Annotated in this window: 17 protein-coding genes; 1 reads left to right on the top strand and 16 read right to left on the bottom strand. The window is 52.7% G+C overall.

Features of this window, described 5'->3' with window-relative positions:
* Window positions 1-95 precede the first annotated feature (95 nt).
* Complete coding sequence (locus IB286_RS08440) at window positions 96-2,606, bottom strand: TonB-dependent receptor (protein ID WP_190764460.1); 2,511 nt, start codon at window positions 2,604-2,606, stop codon at window positions 96-98.
* A gap of 338 nt (window positions 2,607-2,944) precedes the next feature.
* Window positions 2,945-3,409 (bottom strand): flavodoxin family protein, encoded by a 465-nt coding sequence (locus tag IB286_RS08435; RefSeq protein ID WP_190764458.1) that lies wholly within the window; start codon window positions 3,407-3,409, stop codon window positions 2,945-2,947.
* 99 nt (window positions 3,410-3,508) lie between these two features.
* On the opposite strand from IB286_RS08435, the gene IB286_RS08430 reads away from it, so the two are divergent.
* Window positions 3,509-3,949, top strand: coding sequence for a VOC family protein (locus IB286_RS08430; RefSeq protein WP_190764456.1), 441 nt, complete (start codon window positions 3,509-3,511; stop codon window positions 3,947-3,949).
* Window positions 3,950-3,973: 24 nt separating this feature from the next.
* Here the strand turns inward: IB286_RS08430 and IB286_RS08425 are convergent, their stop codons facing one another.
* From IB286_RS08425 to IB286_RS08360, 14 genes are all read right to left on the bottom strand, one after another.
* Window positions 3,974-4,561 carry a transglycosylase SLT domain-containing protein gene (locus tag IB286_RS08425; RefSeq protein ID WP_190764927.1) on the bottom strand — a complete coding sequence of 196 codons (588 nt, stop codon included), beginning with the start codon at window positions 4,559-4,561 and terminating at the stop codon, window positions 3,974-3,976.
* 20 nt (window positions 4,562-4,581) lie between these two features.
* Window positions 4,582-6,603 (bottom strand): NAD-dependent DNA ligase LigA, encoded by a 2,022-nt coding sequence (gene ligA, locus IB286_RS08420; protein WP_190764454.1) that lies wholly within the window; start codon window positions 6,601-6,603, stop codon window positions 4,582-4,584.
* Window positions 6,604-6,611: 8 nt separating this feature from the next.
* Complete coding sequence (gene zipA / locus IB286_RS08415) at window positions 6,612-7,682, bottom strand: cell division protein ZipA (protein WP_190764452.1); 1,071 nt, start codon at window positions 7,680-7,682, stop codon at window positions 6,612-6,614.
* A gap of 117 nt (window positions 7,683-7,799) precedes the next feature.
* Entirely contained in the window at window positions 7,800-11,297 is a 3,498-nt protein-coding gene (gene smc, locus IB286_RS08410) for a chromosome segregation protein SMC (RefSeq protein WP_190764449.1), read from the bottom strand.
* Between the two features lie 241 nt (window positions 11,298-11,538).
* The gene (ccmI, locus tag IB286_RS08405; RefSeq protein ID WP_190764447.1) at window positions 11,539-12,741 is read right to left on the bottom strand and encodes a c-type cytochrome biogenesis protein CcmI; all 1,203 of its coding nucleotides are present in this window, start codon (window positions 12,739-12,741) and stop codon (window positions 11,539-11,541) included.
* Entirely contained in the window at window positions 12,738-13,223 is a 486-nt protein-coding gene (locus IB286_RS08400; RefSeq protein WP_190764445.1) for a cytochrome c-type biogenesis protein, read from the bottom strand. Before IB286_RS08400 ends, ccmI begins: the two co-directional genes overlap by 4 nt.
* The gene (locus IB286_RS08395; protein ID WP_190764443.1) at window positions 13,220-13,771 is read right to left on the bottom strand and encodes a DsbE family thiol:disulfide interchange protein; all 552 of its coding nucleotides are present in this window, start codon (window positions 13,769-13,771) and stop codon (window positions 13,220-13,222) included. The genes IB286_RS08400 and IB286_RS08395 overlap by 4 nt, the downstream gene beginning before the upstream one ends.
* A complete protein-coding gene (locus IB286_RS08390) occupies window positions 13,771-15,738 on the bottom strand; it encodes a heme lyase CcmF/NrfE family subunit (RefSeq protein WP_190764441.1) in 1,968 nt (655 codons plus the stop codon). Before IB286_RS08390 ends, IB286_RS08395 begins: the two co-directional genes overlap by 1 nt.
* Window positions 15,735-16,211: a cytochrome c maturation protein CcmE gene (ccmE, locus tag IB286_RS08385; protein WP_190764925.1), complete on the bottom strand. Its 477-nt coding sequence runs from the start codon at window positions 16,209-16,211 to the stop codon at window positions 15,735-15,737. Before ccmE ends, IB286_RS08390 begins: the two co-directional genes overlap by 4 nt.
* A 5-nt stretch (window positions 16,212-16,216) precedes the next feature.
* Window positions 16,217-16,420 carry a heme exporter protein CcmD gene (gene ccmD / locus IB286_RS08380; RefSeq protein WP_190764439.1) on the bottom strand — a complete coding sequence of 68 codons (204 nt, stop codon included), beginning with the start codon at window positions 16,418-16,420 and terminating at the stop codon, window positions 16,217-16,219.
* A gap of 2 nt (window positions 16,421-16,422) precedes the next feature.
* The gene (gene ccmC / locus IB286_RS08375) at window positions 16,423-17,172 is read right to left on the bottom strand and encodes a heme ABC transporter permease CcmC (RefSeq protein WP_223826243.1); all 750 of its coding nucleotides are present in this window, start codon (window positions 17,170-17,172) and stop codon (window positions 16,423-16,425) included.
* Window positions 17,173-17,193: 21 nt separating this feature from the next.
* Entirely contained in the window at window positions 17,194-17,862 is a 669-nt protein-coding gene (gene ccmB, locus IB286_RS08370; RefSeq protein ID WP_223826242.1) for a heme exporter protein CcmB, read from the bottom strand.
* Window positions 17,862-18,491: a cytochrome c biogenesis heme-transporting ATPase CcmA gene (gene ccmA, locus IB286_RS08365; RefSeq protein ID WP_190764437.1), complete on the bottom strand. Its 630-nt coding sequence runs from the start codon at window positions 18,489-18,491 to the stop codon at window positions 17,862-17,864. Before ccmA ends, ccmB begins: the two co-directional genes overlap by 1 nt.
* Window positions 18,492-18,643: 152 nt before the next feature.
* Window positions 18,644-19,483 (bottom strand): Hpt domain-containing protein, encoded by an 840-nt coding sequence (locus tag IB286_RS08360; RefSeq protein WP_190764435.1) that lies wholly within the window; start codon window positions 19,481-19,483, stop codon window positions 18,644-18,646.
* Window positions 19,484-19,610: the final 127 nt, after the last annotated feature.

Here is a 19,610-nt window from a genome sequence, read left to right as displayed (position 1 = left end):
TCTACTGCGGCGCAGCGGAACAATATCGAGAAATTGCAGGACAAAAAAAACGCCGCATAAAGCGGCGTTTGTAACGTTAGGATTTGGCTACCAATTTAGTACCAGCGGTAAGAACCCTGAATGCCAATAGAGCGTGGCGCGTCGATAAAGCCGTAGTGGCCAGTTGAACCAAAGATGCTCTTAGACAGCGGCGTGTCATTGGAGTAAGACACAGTGGTCTCATCAGTCAAGTTTTTAACCAAGAGTGCCACTTCCCAACCGGCAGACACATCAGACAAGGCCACCCGCAAATTGGACTTCACATAGGCGTCTTGCTGCTGTGACGGATCGAGGTTCTGAGATGAGTTGTAATCACCGGTGAACACAAAATCAATCGCGCTGCGCAGTTCAAGATCAGAGGTCAACATATCGGTGTAGATGAATGACAGGTTGCCCGAGTAATCCGCAACGTATTGGTTGGTTTTACCCTTGTAATCACAGTAAGGATTACCATCAACCATATAGTCTGGGGTTTGACCCTGATAACACTGGCCATTCTCATAGTCAGTAAACTCAAAGTCTAGGAATGCCAATGCACCCGTCATCATCAGCTTTTCAGACAGCGCCATACGGCCGTCTAGCTCAAGACCCATGGTGGTTGCCGCACCGGCATTACCCACGTTAAAGCCCAAGGTGCCGTCGAAGATACTAACCTGCAGATCGTCGTAGTCGGTGTAGAAGGCCGCAATATTCAGCTCAGCTGCGCCATCCAACAAGGTGGTTTTAGCACCGAATTCAAAGCTGGTCGCCTGCTCTTCTTCATATTCGAAACTACCGACCAGAATCAGTGTTTCATCACCAACATTTTGCAGAGGGCGAATCTGATTAGTTTCAGGCGAAGCGTTTGAGCGGGCATCGTAACCACCCGATTTATAACCGATGCTCGCCGTTGAGTAGAGCATTACGTCGTCGCTCCAGTCATACTGGAAGTTGATCGAGGGCGCGAAAGAGCTGCTATCGCGGCTACCTTTCAGGTCATGACGTTCGGAGGAGAAGTTTTTCGCTACCACGGTATCGATCTCGCCTTCATCAGGACGAACACCGGTTTCACGGTTTTCAAAATCCAGACGGCGGCTACCTTCTTTTTCCTCGTAGGAATAGCGCAAGCCCAGCGTGGTGCGGAACAGGTCTGTCACATTCCAAGTGGCCTGGATAAAGGCCGAAAGCAATTTAGTATCAGTAGAGAAATAACGGGGCGTACCCAAGTTACGGATCTCATCACCGGCATCACCGATACCGCCAACCGGCAAGCCCAGAGGACCGCCTTCTAGGTCAAAAGGAGGACGCTCACCGCGCGCACCGGCTTCTTGAATATCTGCCGCATTAAGCAACTGAGGCAGAATGTCGCTGTCTACGCGAATACTGTCGTAAAAATCCAGCTCGCTTTGCTGGTAGAAACCACCGGCGATGAATTCCCAGTTTTCACCCGCTGGTGAAACCCAGCGTACTTCCTGGCTGAACTGGCTGTACTCTTCTTCTGCGCCCACGCTGAATACGGGCGAGCCAGTGAAGTCACAGTCGCACAGCTCTTCGGTTTCATAACCCAGCAAACCAGTGATAAAGGTGAACTGATGACCGTCTTTGTAGTAGTCCGCATTGATGGTGATGTTGCGGGTATCGTTGTAGCTGTAATCACCATTTGAAGAACGCTTGAAGTCCTGATAGTTGTTCAGAACAGAAGAGTCCGAATCCACTTCCACCAGAGTTACTGGGCCGTAAGCAATGGTGGTTTCATCCAAAATCTGCGCGTAGGTGCGGCCAGTAAAGGCGCTAGTCGTCGAATTAGAAGGATTGTCGTTAATAATTTCGATCTGACGACCATCCACATCGAACTGCCCCGCTTCCAACTTCAAGGCCACGGTCAAATCCGGGGTCGCATCCCATTCGAAAATAGTCCGAATCGTCAACTCATCACGCTGGGGTTCGTCGCGATCCAGCGTCAGGTTTTCAATGTGGCCATCGGTCACGCGCTGGCGAATTGCCAAGCGAGCACCGACGCTGTCGGTCAGCGGGCCAGACAAGATCAAGTCTACTGAACCTTCGTTAAATTCAGGAGTGTAGGCGGCGGTGACGTTACCTTCGAATTCTTGATCCGGGCGTGCGGAAATCAAACTCAGCGCACCGGCGATACTGTTTTTACCAAACAGGATATTTTGCGGGCCGCGCAATACCTCTACCCGTGCCAAATCGAGGAATGGCGCACGAGTTAGCTGGGCGCGACCGTAGCTTACGCCGTCGAAGTACATACCCACGGATTGCTCGAAACCGGGGTTGATACCAGAACCGATACCGCGAATATAAATATTGGTACCAATGCCAGTTTCTGACATGGTCAGGTTAGGCACATAGGCTTGCAGGTCTTCTACCTTGCCGATGCCGGCCTCAGCCATTTTTTCACCGCTGACGGCGTTTACCGAAACCGGAACGTCTTGCAGACTCTCCGCCCGCAGGGTTGCGGTGACCACCACTTCTTCCAATACCGCGGCGGAAAACGCCTGACTCGAAGCAGCTACCGCTGCAGCCAGTACAGACACTTTTAGGGGAATAGAGGATTTTTTGAAAACCATATGCGCTCCAGTTACCAGGTCTTATCGTTTTTGTTGTTTTGGCAGCGTATACCGATGCCAAGATTTATTATTGATGGCAGCCACTTCCATATTACTTCACCATCTTAATGCTTTTATTAGGCAGCGAATTTCAGGAATACGGATACCACATTAATGTGATCAGAGAAAACATTAGGGTATCCAGGGGCGAAAAACAATGATCCAAATTTCGTAGATCAAGAACTTTTGGGCCAATCCGCCCCCACTTAGTCCTACCGTTCACATTCTAGACCAGATGATTAAAAGGTAAAGCAAGTTATTGTTATATCGCGCAATATAACGGCTTATTTTACGCCAGATCAAAAAATCCCCATGGCCAGGCCCGCCGCCATCGCCAAACCCAGCTCAGATGCCTTGGTACGCGCCTCGTCATTTGGCTCGCCGCGAACAATCACCGGCTCGTTGACTTCTCGAAATGGCAGCCCCTTAAAAATGCGCTGTACCTGTGTCAAGGCCTGACTACCGTCGTTACCGGTGCTGATAAAAATGGCATAGCTGCAACTGATTTGCTTATCAATGACCGGATAAAAAATGCGGTCAAAAAAGGCCTTCATACCACCGGCCAAAGCGCCAAAATTTTCGGGGAAAAAGAAAATAACCGCATCGGCCCATTCCAGATCCCGACACCCGGCTTCATCATCTTTTAAACGCTTTACCACAACCGGCTCTTCGCTTGTACGCGCCGCCTCGGCCGCCAGATCAGATAAATCGGCGTTGCGACCAGACTGGCTGTGATAAACGATTAATAGATGTTTGTGGCTCACGGAGTTTCCCCAAATCCAACTTATATGCACTACACCTTACATCACCCACGTCACTGTGTGCTTATAATGCCCACAGCATAACGAAGTTCTGGAGAGAATATGAAATATCTGCACACCATGATTCGCATCTCAGATGTCGATGCCTCAATGCACTTTTTCTGCGATTTACTCGGAATGAAAGAAATTGCCCGCTACGACAACGATAAGGGTCGATTTTCGCTGATTTTTCTCGCCGCGCCAGACGATGCTGATAATGCGGCAGAAAATCGCACACCCTGCTTGGAGCTAACGTGGAACTGGGACGAACAAGGTTATGAAGGCGGCCGCAATTTTGGCCATCTCGCTTTTGCGGTGAGCGATATTTACGGTGCCTGCCAGCGCCTGATGGACGGTGGTGTAACCATTAATCGGCCACCGCGCGATGGCCATATGGCATTTGTGCGCTCACCCGACGGTATTTCTGTTGAGTTACTACAGAAAGGCCAAGCCCTGCCTGTGCAAGAGCCCTGGGCTTCTATGCCCAATACTGGAGAGTGGTAAGCCACTCTCCTTTACCTGTTGGATTTAAAACAGCCCGAAGAACCAGCCACCGCGCTGTAAATCTTCTTCACACAGTTGCAGTTGGGCGCTGTACGTTCGCGAGCGGGCAGAGACTTTGCCCGCCACATTTTGCAGCCATTGCTTCTTGGCAAACGTCCGCTTTTTAAAACCACCATGACCTTCGTGATAGGCAAGATAAAGGCTATAGGTATCGGTATTGGCAATGCCTAAGGTGCGCGAGCTGATATTGTTATACCAGCCGATAAAATCGATGGCATCGTCAAAATCATTGCGATCTGCGCCCCAATTCCCCGCCTTGTCTTTATACCAGCGCCAGGTGTCGTCTTTGGCTTGGGGATAGCCAAAAGCATCGGAGGCGCGACCCAGCGGAATAAAGCCTAAGAACCAGCGAAACGGTGGCCGGGCATCCCCCACAAAACGCGACTCCTGATGCATAATCGACATCATCACGGGAATCGGAGAGTTCCACTTTTTCGAGGCTTTGGCGGCATCGGCATACCAATCATCTTTCTCGCGGAAAATCGCGCAGATATCATTGGGGTTACGCGGCGGCGACGTCGTACACGCCGACAACACAAGCACGCCCAGCATAAGCAAGCCCAAGCGCAACACTAGTCATCACTCCCGTTAAGCACCGCCAATAAACCCGCTTCATCAATGACTTTAACGCCAAGCGCGTCGGCTTTTTTCAATTTGGAGCCGGCTTTTTCACCTGCGGCAACACAATCGGTTTTGGCCGAAACGCTACCCGCCACCTTGGCCCCCAAGGCCTCCAGCTTTTCCTTGGCTTCAGTGCGACTCATGCTTTCCAAGTTACCGGTCAGCACCCAAGTTTGACCGGCAAGAGGAAGGTCACCCGCGAGCTGTTGTACTTCAGGCCAATGCACACCCTGCTCTAACAAGGCGGCAATCACACCTCGGTTTTTGTCATTGGCGAAGAAGCCCAAGATATGCGCCGCTACGATAGGGCCGACATCATCCACCGCTAATAACTCTTCTTCAGTGGCGGCCATCAAGGCATCGAGAACGGCAAAATGCCGGGCAAGATTCGCTGCGGTCGCCTCCCCCACTTCACGAATACCCAAGGCGTATAAGAAACGGGGCAACGTGGTACTGCGAGACGCGTCGATTGCACTAATCAGATTCTGCGCCGACTTGGCCCCCATCCGCTCCAAACCGGCGATTTGATCGACCTGCAGGCCATAAAGATCGGCCACCGACTGGATTAGTCCCTCATCCACCAAGGCTTCAACCAGCTTGTCGCCCAAGCCATCAATATCCATGGCTTTGCGACTGGCAAAGTGTTTGATTCCTTCCTTGCGCTGAGCGGCGCAACCGAGACTATCCGGGCAGCGAAATACCGCCTCATCCTCGGGCCGAACAAGCGCTGAACCACACACCGGGCATGCACTGGGCATGGCAACGACTCGGGCATTTTCGGGACGACGGTCGATCACCACTTGTACAATTTGCGGAATGACATCGCCCGCGCGTCGAACAATCACCGCATCGCCAATACGGGCATCCAAGCGTTCAATTTCATCAAAATTATGCAGGGTGGCATTGCTCACCGTAACGCCACCCACAAACACCGGTTTTAAGCGCGCTACTGGGGTTACCGCACCGGTGCGACCCACTTGAAACTCCACATCTTCCAGCGTGGTGATTTCTTCTTGGGCGGGAAATTTATGGGCAATGGCCCAGCGCGGCGCGCGGGAAACAAAACCCAATTCCGCCTGAGTTTCCAGATCGTTAACCTTAAAAACTATGCCGTCGATATCGTAAGGCAACTGATCTCGGCGCTTGAGTAAATCCCGGTAATACTCAATGCAGCCGTCTACCGAATCGACCACTCGCATTTCCGGATTAATTAAAAAGCCCCAGGCTTTAAGCTGCTCGAGACCCTCGGTATGACGGCTGAACAAACCACTGTCATCCAAACCGGCAATGCTGTAACAACACATTTCCAGAGCCCGCTTGGCGGTAATGCGGCTATCTAACTGGCGCAAGCTACCTGCGGCGGCGTTGCGCGGATTCACAAAGAGCTTGCTGCCCTCGGCGCGCGCCTGATTATTCAGCGCCTCAAAGGCCTGCTTTGGCAGGTAGATTTCGCCGCGCACTTCTAATTTTGCTGGCCAGCCACTACCAGTGAGACGCAGTGGAATCGAGCCAACCGTGCGCACATTTTGGGTGATATCTTCGCCACTGCGACCATCGCCACGGGTTGCACCTCGGACTAAAACACCGTCTTCGTAGCGCAGACTAATCGCAATACCGTCCAGCTTGGGCTCACAGGCATAGCTGAGCTGATCGACGTCTTCCAATCGCGAGCGAATACGGCGGTCGAAATCCAGTAATTCCTGTTCGGAAAAGACGTTATCCAAAGACAACATGGGAATATCGTGCTCGACCTGACTAAAGGCACTCAAGGGTGCCGCACCAACCCGCTGGGAAGGAGAATCTGGCGTAAGAAGTTCGGGGTGCTGGCGTTCTAATTCCAGCAATGCCTGAAACAGGCGGTCGTACTCGGCATCCGGAATTTCCGGCGCATCGAGCACATAGTATTGGTGGGCGTGATGGTGCAGTTGCTGGCGCAGTGAATCGAGCTGCGCCTGAAGAGCGGAATCAGACATAAACCAATTTATACCAGTGTCATCTGGCGACGTTCAAAATCGCGAATCCGCTGTTTGTAGTGTTCCAGAGTTTGCTTGGTCGCCACGCTATGGCTTTGATCGCGCATTTCACCGCCGAGATTACTCACCAGACAGTTTGCGGTTTCAAGCATGGCCTCAAAGGCTTTCAGGGTATTTTCCGGCCCCGGTAATTCCATAAAGAACACCACGCCCGGCGTTGAAAAGTTTTCGATACCATCCAATTCAAAATTACCGGGCTCAACTAAGTTCGCCACGCTAAATTGCTCGGCACCCGCGCCATTCGCCTGCTCGTGACGATGGAAAATTTTCATGCGGCCATAGCGCAAATCACAGCCCAGCAAGACCTGTAAAAGATCGGCGCCGCGATAGGGCTTACCGTCTTCAGCCACCACATTCAGCACAAACAACTCTTGGAAAGCCGGCTTTTTCTGCGAGCCTTCCTTCGAATGAGTTTCCTTCGAATGAGTGTCTTTTACTGGAGCTTTTGCTTGGCTTACCGGCTCAGCCGTCTTGGGTGACACAGGCGTTTTTTCAGCAGGACGAGAAACCGTTCGCGCCGCAGAGAGTTCTTGATCTGCGGGGATTTCTGGTTCTATTTCTTGATTAGGCCGAGGCTCAGAAATACCAGTCTCAACCACACGGGTTTCTTTAACCTTGGGTTTATCTGTTGAACGACGGGCAAATTCTTCAGCGGGATCAGTAAACAAAATACTGTGATCCACTTTCTCGGCCTCACGCGCTACCGACTCAGCGACCTCATCTACCGTTTTGCTCTGTTTAACAGCTTCAGGCGTTTCTGGCACAGGCTTTTCTTGCACGGGGGCAATACTGTCTGCACGACGCTCATGCAGGCTGATATGTTCACGAACCGCCACCACCCGCGCCGGGCCATTGGGCAATTCGTGATTAACTAAATCATCATCTGCGTCACGGCGCTTGCTTTTCATGCGCAGGGTATCTTCACGCTCGCGACGCATGCGGCGAAAACCATCCAGCAAAACTGCCGTCGCCAGCAATACGCCGACAATAATCAGTAGTTCTCTGACACCGAGATCCATAATAGGCCCTTAGCGTCCCGCCTTCTGAGTGCGGCGGGTAATATTCTTTTCGTTAAGATAAAGAGTGCAACGCGGCTATTGTTCCATGCACTCAAATAAATAGCCATATTGAGACCATTACGAGGCGGCGAGTTCCGCTGCTTTTTCAATATCTACAGATACCAGACGCGATACGCCGGGTTCGTGCATGGTCACGCCCATCAGCTGATCGGCCATTTCCATGGCGATCTTATTGTGGCTGATATAGATAAACTGCACTTCTGAAGACATTTCCTTAACCATGCGGGAATAGCGGCCCACGTTGGCATCATCCAGCGGTGCATCCACTTCATCCAGCATACAGAAAGGCGCCGGATTCAAGCGGAAAATCGAGAATACCAGTGCAATCGCGGTCAGGGCTTTTTCACCACCGGACAACAGGTGAATGGTGGCATTACGCTTGCCCGGTGGGCGCGCCATAATCGAGATACCGGTATTAAGCAGGTCGTCACCGGTCATTTCCAGATAGGCACTACCGCCGCCAAACACTTTCGGGAACAGGTTCTGCAAACCGCTATTCACCTGATCAAAGGTTTCTTTAAAGCGATTGCGGGTTTCCTTATCGATACGGCGAATTGCCGACTCTAAGGTTTCCAGTGCGTCGACCAAGTCTTGATTCTGGGAATCGAGGTAGTTTTTACGCTCGGATTGCTGCTTGTATTCCTCAATGGCGGCCAAGTTAATCGGCCCCAGACGATCAATGCGGCGCCCCACTGCCTCAAGCTGCTGCTGCCAATCACTTTCACTGGCGCCTTCGGGCAGACTTTCAAGCACGCTATTCAGATCAAATTGCGCTTCTTGCAACTGATCCAGTAAACCTTTGCGGCGTACCTGCAAACCTTGATTTTCAACCCGAGCCTGCTCTAATTGACCGGCGATTTGCTGCAAACGCTGCTCCACACCGTGGCGTTTCTGTTCGTGTTCGCGCAGTTGATGATCTACCGCTTCCAAACTCCGGCGCGCTTCTGCCAATTCTTCTTCCACGGCAAGGCGTTGTTCGAGCTTGGCTTCCAATTCCATTTTCAGTTCTTCAACCGGGCCGTCGACCTCACCCAAATTGAGTTGTAGGGTTTCCTGCTGCTCCATCAACTGGGCCAGTTGCTCTTCGGTGCGGCCAATACCCGCCATTACCGAATCGCGCTGGGTTTGCAGTGACTGATGGCGCATCGCCAATTGGTGGGCGTGATCTTTGCTGTGACGGGCTTTTTGCCGCGCCTCATCCAAGACCGTGCGATTGCGGTCGCGCTCACCCAATAACTGTTCGCGCTGACCGGAATCCTGCTCCATGGATTCGATCGCCTCAGACAGGCTCATCCGCGCTTCAGCTAGGGTTTCCTGTTCCGCTTTATACTGCTTGGCCAGCTCGCCAATTTCCGCATCCAAGCCCTGACGGCGGGCACTGATCTGCTCAATACGGGCTTGCTGGGCGCTCAACTGTGAGCGCAATTCCGCCTGCTGACGACCGTGCTGCTGCAACTCACGCTGCACACCATCGCGCTGCTCTTCCAAGCGCTTTTGCTGTTCTCGGCCCGCTTCCAAGCGCTGTTGTAACTCGGCAACTTGCTGTTGCAGTTCTTCAACTTGCGCCTGTAATTCCTGAATTTCTTCCTGACGCGCCAACACGCCGCTTTGGGCGTTGTCACCGCGATTGACGCGCAGGCTGTGCTTGCCAATCAATAAGCCCTCTGGCGTCACCAGACTTTCGTGATCCTGCAAGGTATTACGGCGCTGCAAGGCCTCAGTTAAATCTTCAGCCAGATACACTGAACTCAATGAGGCGCTCAATGCGGCGTGGCCAGTGACCACCTCAGCCAAAGTGCCGGCTTTGCCCGCAGAAGCCGAAGCGCTCTCAAGGAAGGTCAAAGCCCCGGTTTCAAGCTCGGCCAAGATGGGCGCCAACGAGTCGATGCTATCCAGACTCAGTGCCTGCAACTGATCGCCCAGCACGGTTTCCACCGCTTTCTGCCATTTATCGGCAACCTGCAAGCTTTCACCCACGCGGGGTAGATTGGCTAAATCCTTGGCGCTCAACCATTCTGAAACCGCTTTATCGCCCTGCCCTAAAGCAGCTTGTTGTAGCGCTTCCAGTGACGCCATTCGCCCGCGCAGGCTTTGTAATTGGCTGCGCGCACTGTCCAAAGCATCGCTATCGCTGCGAATCCCTTCACGCTGTTCGGCAATCTGAGGCTGCAATTGATCGAGCTGCTCCTGCAAGCTCTCACCCTGCAAATCCAGCTCGGCTGCCTGTTGCTGTAACAGCTCGATATCGTCATCGCCCTGCTCACCCAACAAACCGCCGCGCTCAGATTCGGCTTTTTGCAGGCGCTCCTGCAGGCGTTTCATGGTCAGCTCAAGGTGTTGAATACGGGATTGCTCAACCTCGGCCCGCTGTCTTGGGCCGGCGGCGCGCTGGTTAAATTCATCCCAACGCTGCTGCCAGGTTTGCATGGATTCTTCAGCCAGAATCAGGGCTTCTGAAGATTGTTCTTCCTGCTCGAGGGTAATCTCCAGCTCGGGCGCAATAGCTTCAATTTCCTCTTCCCACAGGGCGATTTTTTCTCGGTCGGTTTCCAAGTGCCGGCGGGTTTCAATCAGGTTGGTGTCGAGGCGTTGCAGATCGGCCTGCAACTGGCGATGGCGTTCCTGCTGGTGCTGAATGGCTTGTTCAGAGCGGGCAATATCCGCGCCGACACTGTAGAAGCGACCCTGCACTTCGTTAAAGGCATCATTCAACTGGGAATGCTGATCCCGCGCTTGCTCAATACCAGTATTCAGCGAGACCTGCTCGGTCACAATGGCTTCGCGGCCCAGCTCCAGTTCGCGAATTTTGCGATCTTTATCCTGAACCTGCTCGTCCAGTGCCTGCCATTGCAGCACTTGCAACTGGGCTTTTAGCAGGCGCTCTTCTTTTTTGTACTCTGTGTATTTTTCAGCGGCGGCGGCCTGACGTTGCAAATGCTGTAGCTGGCGCTCCAGCTCATCGCGCAGGTCGGTTAAACGCTCAAGGTTTTCCTGGGTGCGGCGCATGCGGTTTTCGGTTTCGCGGCGGCGCTCTTTATATTTGGATATCCCGGCGGCTTCTTCGATAAACACCCGCAGCTCTTCGGGTTTGGATTCGATCAGGCGTGAAATCATGCCCTGTTCGATAATCGCGTAACTGCGCGGACCAAGGCCAGTGCCGAGGAAAATATCGGTGATATCGCGGCGGCGACATTTGGTGCCGTTGAGATAATACTCAGACAAACCTTCGCGGGTGACTTTACGGCGAATCGCAATCTCGCTGAAGCGGGCGTACTCGCCGCCGAGCTGGCCGCTGGTATTGTCAAAAATCAGCTCGATGGACGCCTGTCCCACCGGCTTGCGGTTGACCGAGCCGTTAAAGATAACGTCGGTCATCGATTCGCCGCGCAGGTTTTTAGCGGAGCTCTCGCCCATTACCCAGCGCACGGCATCGATAATATTGGATTTGCCGCAACCGTTTGGCCCCACTACCGCCGAGAGGTTGGTGGGAAAATGCGCGGTGGTCGGGTCGACAAATGATTTAAAACCCGCCAGCTTGATACTTTTCAACCGCATAGAAAACTGTCTCGAAAATTCCTTTGTCCGCCGGTGCTCTTCAACAAAATTGCGGGTAAACGGTTGATCCACTGTTCGGGAATCCCGTCTGGCAAGGGCGTTGATCTTTTATTGGCGGAGTAAATTGCAAAGGCGGATTATAGCTTGGACACCGCAGGATGAAAGGCCTGTTTTTCTAAACAGGTATCGCCGGAAACAGGTTCGACTCGCCCTGTTTTGCAACCCTGCTCAACCCGCCATTTCAAGGTAGCTGAGTATCAATCTGCAAGCTCAGTGGCAAACTAGTATCAGACTCCCAGCTTACCGGCTCGGCCAGCCATTCACCGGAGCGGCGATTGGCGACACCGGTGGTGCTGATATGCGCAGAAATCGATAGCTCAGAAAAATCCTTAAACTGCTTACCGGGCCGAATAATATCGCTATCGAGCAATATAACTTGCTGACCATTTCCCATCACTGGCAATTTTAGCGCCGCTACCGGCATCGGCATACCGTCCGGTTCTTTCGCCACCACAAACAAAATACCGGGGGTCGCCAAGGCAGCCTCGCTGTAGTTTATGGCAATGGAAATGCCTTTTAACTCGCCCGCCGCCACCGCGCGTTCGCGAGCCTGCTGGATACCACTAGCTATCAAATTAAACTGCTGTGTCCCCGGCGGCAGCCCCATCATCAATGGCTGCCAATATTGCAACACACCCCGGAAATCCCCCCGGGCAAACGCATCAATACCCAACACGCCCAAAGCGGTAGCTTGATTGGGTTCAATTTGCAGCGCCTGATCAAATAGCGCTTGGGTTGTGGCATCCAAGGTTCGATTAGAAGCGAGATAACGCGCCTGACCAAGCTGGGCCATAATATCCGGGTCTTTCGGGTACAACTCGCGCAGCTTTTCAAAATAAGGAATGCTGCCCGCAAAATCACCGCGCTGACGCAGCAAACCTGTCATCACCACTAAGTGATCGGCGCTGTCTGGATGCTTATCAATAATTTTTTGTAACTGCTGCTGGTAGGCATTAATCGCCTCGGGGCTCATTTCCGCCCCGGACTGGCCCGCCGCCACAATATCGGCTTGTAGCGCCTGCAATTGCAGATCGTCGCGATACCCCAAATAACCGTATAGCCAAATTGCCGAAACAATAAGCAGCACGCCAAAACCGGCAACCCAAAACGGAAAACCCGTTGCCGAGTTTGCGACTGCTGCCGCCGTGGGCGCCTCTTCCAAAACCTGACGATCCAGCTCCATTTCCAAATCACCGCGCTGGGTTTCATCAATCAAACCCTGCTCAAACTCGGCGCTAATTTCGGCGCGGCGCTGTCGATAAAATTGGCTTTGGGCTTGGGCTACAGTCGCCCCATCAAGCTGGCGTCCTGAACGAATCCCCCAGATAAAAATAGCGGCAGCGAAAGCCAGCAGCAGGAGTTCACCCAAAATCAAATTACTCATTTCGCGCCCTCCTGCTTGTCGCTCGAAGGTTCATTGAGGATGGATTGCAAACGCATGCGTTCTTCATCACTCAAATTTGTGTTTACTGGCGCAGTATTCACCCGGCGGCGCGCCAAGCGCAGCCAAATAATCAAACCAATAAACAACAAGCCGGCAGGAAGTAGCCACAACACCGCTGTACCCGCCGTAAATCGTGGCCGATAAAGAATAAAATCACCGTAGCGATCCAACATATATTGGGTAATTTCGATATCGGACTTTCCCGACATAATCATGCTGTGCACCTGACGGCGCAGGTCTTGGGCAATTTCTGAGTCGGAGCCAGACAAATTTTGATTCTGACATTTGGGGCAGCGCAGCTCTTCGATAAACGCGTTATACCGCTGCTGTTGCAGCTCATTATCAAACTGATAGGTTTCTATCACCGCCCAGCTGGCAGTGGCAAAAAACAAGGCCAAGAAAACAATTACACTACGGATCATTTGCCCGCCCCGGTTTTTAACTCCGCCAAGCGCGGTACAAAATGCTTATCCCAAACCGCTTGATCCAAAGCACCTTGATAGCGAAATAAAACTGTACCTTGTGCATCGAGCAGATAGGTTTCCGGCGCGCCGGTTACGCCTAGATCCAAACCCAATTGCCCACTTTGATCGGCAACCGAAGCAAAATAAGGATCGCCTTTTTCGTCTAGCAATTGCTGGGCGGCTTGCGCGTCATCTTTGTAGTCAACGCCAAGGATTTTTACACCTTGTTCCGCCAGCTTCATTAGGAAAGGATGCTCGTAATGACAGGTGGGACACCAGGTCGCCCAAACGTTCACCAGCACCGGTTCCGCCGGTAAATCCGCCGCACTGAATACTCCGCCATCCAAGGTGGGCAAACGAAAGCTAGGCATCGGTTTGTTTATCAGCGCCGAGGGCAAATCTGTCGGGCTGTACTCACCATTTTTTACCCGCCACTGCACCCCAAGAAATAGCAGCGCCATCAGGATAAAAATAATCAGCGGAAGAAATAATTTTAAGCGCTGCATTAACGAGACTCCTTCATACCAGTGGTGCTCGCCGATGAAGGGCGATAGCGACGATCTAAAATCGCCAGCAGGCCACCAAGCGCCATTAAAATACCGCCCAACCAAATCCAGCGCACAAAGGGTTTAACCTGAATTCGAACCGCCCAAGCCTGCTTATCTAGCGGCTCACCCATAGCGACATAAACGTCGCGGAACAGCCCTGCATCGATCGCCGCCTCCGTCATCACCTGACTGCCGCGAGCGTGATATCGGCGCTTTTCAGGATGCAGCTTAGTCAGCTCCCGGCCCTTATTGCTAAGCGTAAAATGACCGCGCTGACCTCGGTAATTTGGCCCTTCAATATTTTCGATCTGATCGAAACGCAGTTGGTAATGGCCGACATCAATGCTCTCGCCAATCGCCATGCGCATATCTTTTTCGATATTAAAACTGGTGACCATTCCCACGCCGAGTACCGAACACGCCAGTCCCAAATGGGCGAGCAACATACCGTAGTAGGAAGGCGTGAGTCGTTTCAAACCCACGGAAAGGCGACTGGCATTGCGCAATTTATTACGCAGGCTGACCACGCTGCTGGCCACAATCCAGATAAACAACACAGCGGCCGCACTGGACGCAAAATGCAGGCTGCCCGCCATACTCGCCGGCAGGGTCACACCGAGAAGTAAACTGGCAATAAAGGCCACCAACATCAGCCTTCCCCAGGTTCCGCTGCGGCTGCGCTTCCACTGACTGGTGGGACCAAGCCCCAGCAACAACGCCAGCACACAGCTCAACGGCACAAACATGGCATTGAAATACGGCGGCCCTACCGAGTATTTACCCAATCCGGCAAAGTCCATAATTAAGGGGAATAGCGTGCCCAACAGCACCGTTAAAGCGGCGACCAATAACAAAATATTATTGGCTAATAAAAACGCCTCACGAGACAGCCAGGTAAAGCCTCGGCTCGCCATCTGATTCGGCGCTTTTAGTGCATACAGCGTCAACGAACCGCCGACCACCACGAATAAGAAACCGAGGATAAACATCCCGCGCGTCGGATCAGCGGCAAAGGCGTGTACCGAGGTCAACACCCCAGAACGCACTAGGAAGGTACCCAATAAGCTCAAGGCAAAAGCGAAGATCGCCAGCAACAGGGTCCAGCTTTTGAACAAGCCCCGCTTTTCCGTCACCGCCAAGGAATGAATTAATGCCGTGCCCACCAGCCAAGGCATAAAGGAGGCGTTCTCGACCGGGTCCCAAAACCACCAGCCGCCCCAGCCCAATTCATAGTAGGCCCACCAGCTCCCCAAGGTAATGCCCACGGTGAGAAACAACCACGCCACATTAGTCCAAGGCCGCGACCAACGTGCCCAACTGGCATCCATACGGCCACTCAAAAGCGCGGCAATCGCAAAGGCAAATGCGACTGAAAAACCGACATAACCGACATAAAGCATGGGCGGATGAATGACCATGCCGGGATCTTGCAAAAGTGGATTGAGATCCTGCCCCTGCTGAGGCGCGTTAATAATCCGGCGCGCAAAGGGGTTAGACGTAAACAGGGCAAAACTGTAGAAACCCACAGCCACCATACCCATCACTGACAGCACCCGCGCCAGAATATCGCGAGGCAATTGTCGGGAAAAAATCGCAACAGCCACCGTCCAGGTATTCAAAATAAATACCCACAGCAGCAGCGAGCCCTCATGGCCACCCCACAAGGCGCTGATTTTATAGGGTACCGGCAGCAAGGTATTGGATTGGGCGGCAACGATATTGACCGAGAAATCGTCGGTCAAAAAAGCATAGAGCAAGCTAAGGGTTGCCAAGCCGGTAAAAAGGAACTGACCAAAAGCCAGCGCCCGGCCGCTATTCATCAAGCGCTTATTCGCTCGCGCTACCCCAACCATCGGCAGCACGGCCAAGGCCAAACTGAAACACAGGCTGAGAATCAGCGAGAAATGTCCAAGCTCAATAATCACTGGCCGTATTTCTCCGCCTTGCCGTCCTGCTGTTGGTACACAGAAGTGGTGCCGGCTTTTTCCAGCGCCGCACTCACTTCTGGGGGCATATAATTTTCATCGTGTTTGGCCAGCACTTCAGAGGCGATAAACACACCATCGCCACCCAGCACACCCGACACCACTACACCCTCACCTTCGGCAAACAGGTCTGGCAAAATACCCTCGTACTCCACCGGCACCACGGCGATATAGTCAGTAATATTGAAGCGGACTTTAAGGCTGTCTGTAGCGCGCTGAACACTGCCCTGCTCTACCATGCCACCGGCACGAATTTTCCGCTCAAGCGGCGCCTTACCCGCAACAATATCCGCAGGGGGATAAAACAAATTAATGTTTTCTCGCAGGGCGTAACCTAAGAGCGCGGCAGCCGCTGCAACCGCAACTAAAATAAAGAGAATAATTTGCAAACGCTGTTTGCGTTGGGGATGCATCGCCATTAGCGCTCTCCTGTTACGGCAGCTTTATTTTGCTGCTGCTCACGTCGAGCTGCGGCTTTTAACATTTGTTCTAATTGAGCGCGACGGCGCCGAGCGGCAACTAGCAAACTTGCCAAAACCACGATGCCGACTCCGTAGCTAAACCAGACATAGGGTCCATGCCCCTCCATGCTGATCAGCGCAGCGAAACTCTCAAAATACATAATTAGCTCCCAGCGCCGGTTAATACATCTTTAACCCAGCGGGTATTGCGCTCGCGGTACAAAATTTCATTGCGGGTATTCAGCAACACCATCCATCCCAGAAAGCAGTACATTCCGGTGAGAGTCGCAATCAGCGGCCGCAACATGCTGGAGTGAATGGTAGATTCGCCAACAAATTTGATACTGGCCGGTTGATGCAGGCTGTACCACCACTCCACTGACCAGTAGATAATTGGGATATTCACGGCGCCGACAATCGCCAATACGGCGCAGGCTTTCGCGGCCGCTTCCTGATTTTCAAAAGCCTGCTGTAAGGCCAAAATACCAAGGTATAGAAAGAACAGAATCAGCACCGAGGTAATACGAGCATCCCAGACCCAATAAGTTCCCCACGTGGGCTTGCCCCAAACCGCACCCGTAAGGAGCGCTAAAAATGTCAGTGCCGCACCGACCGGAGCCACACTTTTCATCACCATGGCCGCCAGCTTCATGCGCCAGATCAAATGAATAGCGCCGGCCGTTGCCATTAGCATGTAGGCGCCCATAGCCACCGCAGAAGCCGGTACGTGTAGATAGATAATGCGAAAGCTATTGCCCTGTTTGAAATCCGGCGGCACAAACGCCAAGCCCCAGGCAAAACCCCCTAACAACAGAACCACGGCAGGTATTGCCAGCCAAGGCATCAAACGACCACTGAACTGATAAAACCAGCGCGGTGAGCCCCATTTATGAAAATACGTCCAGAACGACAAAGCCTTTCTCTCTATTATTTATTACTGATCCACACTGATACGCAGCGCCGCACCGATCGCCAAAGGCGCCAGTGCAATAGCCCCCAGTAATAGCGCTCCAAGTAGTGCCAATTGCGGGGTATAACTGGCCCCTTCCACAGCGGTTTGCACCGCGCTACTGCCAAAAATCAGCACCGGAATATACAGGGGCAATACGATCAGGGACAGCAACAAGCCGCCTTTTCGCAAGCCCACCGTTAACGCCGCACCAATGGCACCAATCACACTCAACACCACCGTGCCGATAGCCAAACTCAGCAGCAAGGCCCACATTCCACTTGTTGGCAATTGCAATAACACACCCAGTAATGGCGACACCAAACTCAGAGGCAGGCCGGTCATACACCAATGCGCGAGGGTTTTGGCCAAAACCTGCGGAAACAACGGTGAACCACTAAGCAATACTTGTTCCAAGCTAGCGTCATCAAAGTCACTGCGGAACAAGCTGTCTGTTGCCAGCATGGATGCCAGCAAGGCCACCACCCATAAAATACCCGGCGCCAATACCGCTAGCTGTTTTGGATCAGGGCCAATTCCCAAAGGAAATAGCGCACACACCATCACAAAGAAAATCAGCGGATTACTCCACTCACTTCCACGCCGCAATGAGGCCAGCATATCCCGGCGCATAATGGCCCATACCAAGCTCATTAATGCGCCCCCAAATCGATCACGTTGGCACCTAAACTCGGCGACAAGGGCTGGTGACTCGTCAGCAAAACCATACCCCCTGCGGTTTTGAATTCCGCCAACCACGACTCGATCTCAGCCACTCCTTTTTGATCAATCGCGGTAAACGGTTCATCGAGAATCCACAGCGCCGCCGAACTGCAAAACAGCCGAGCCAAATTAACCCGGCGCTGCTGACCGGCAGACAATGCCAAACAGGGATGATACTCGTAACCCGATAAGCCCACCTTGTCGAGGGCGCCAAAAATGGCCTCATCAGCCTGAGATACACCGCGCAAGGCGCAGGACCAACGTAAATTTTCGAGTGGACTCAACACCGCCTTAAGCCCGGCGCCGTGCCCTAGATAATGGGTTTCGCGATGAAATTGTGCACAGTTGTGCAGCATGGATTGTCCGCGCCAGCGCAGTTCGCCCTCAAAACGACTGGATAAACCCGCCAGAATTCTGAGCAAACTTGTTTTACCTGCACCATTGGGCCCGGCGATTTGCAGAATTTCGCCCGCAGCGAGGGAGAAAGACAGATCAGCAAACAGCACACGATCATCGCGCTCGCTGTACAGCTGTTCACATTGCAGAATTGCAGAAGACAAAAATTTCCCCTAAACCCAAGCCGCCAGTATTCGGTAACGGCACAAAATCGCGCCCGATTATATACGATTTGGCCCGGAAGCCGAGTCTATGGATAGGGGAAACCAAGTTTATGAAAAGAGCGAAAGCACGCAACAAGGCAATTAAAAAAGAGTCAGGGTTTTGCCTGCCACCAATTTTCAATTTCAGAAGCGACCAGCTCAAAATGCAATAATGCCCGCTGCAATGCCTCAGGATCGTTACCCGCCTGAACCGCCTGCAGCCGCTTGCGCACCCAAGCAAGCTCTTGGATTAATTCACCAATACAATCTGCATTGGCCGTTTCAGCATTTATTTCAGCGGTCGAAACGGGTGCCGGCTGTTCGGCTAGTGCGATGTCGGAGACAAGTGACGGCTGCTCGCTTGGGCGAACTTCGACAGGCTCTGAATGCGAAGACATTGAAGGCGTCGAAGCCTGTATCGAAGTTTGTATCGAAGGTGTCGCAGATAAAAACAAGCCAAGGCGAGTGTTATCCAAACGACTGTGCTGCTGAAGCTCTCCCCTATTAGCATCAATAATAGCGGCCTCAGCAATAGCCACTTCGCTCGCCGCCTCCATAGAGTCTGCCAAACCCGCTGCGCGACGTAAGCGCTCATGAAGATCGTCGGCAATGGGGTAAAGCGGTTGCTGTTCTGCCAAGCGAGTCAACATTGCCTCAATGGCGCTGGTGGCACCCATGATTAAAGACACTCGACTCGGACTTAAACTCAAACGCCGCGTGCGCAGGCGTTCCATCACTCGGTCGGTAAGGTGAGCACAGTCCTTGAGGGGCTCCAAGCCCAACACCGCCGCACCCCCATAAATAGTATGAAAACCACGGTGGATATCATCGAGAATGCGCTGACCGTCATAGCCGTAATGCAATTCTTCCAACTGCACAAACAGGCGCTGCACAATTTCCCCCGCCTCAGCGAGAAAAATCGACAATATGCTTTCTTGATCAGACTGTTGCACGGCTCACACCCCAGTGACTGTGGTTATCATCCATTACCCGAAGCCTTTGGCCTCCGGTTCTCCACGTAGTTATATTGTTATAGAAACGATAGCCGTAGGCGAGCACCAGCCTGCAGCAATGTTAACT

It is taken from the genome of Spongiibacter pelagi, from assembly GCF_014705705.1.
Taxonomy (GTDB): Bacteria; Pseudomonadota; Gammaproteobacteria; order Pseudomonadales; family Spongiibacteraceae; genus Spongiibacter; species Spongiibacter pelagi.
The sequence above is the reverse complement of the archived record's forward strand: the minus strand, read 5'-3'. Positions and strand labels throughout refer to the sequence as shown.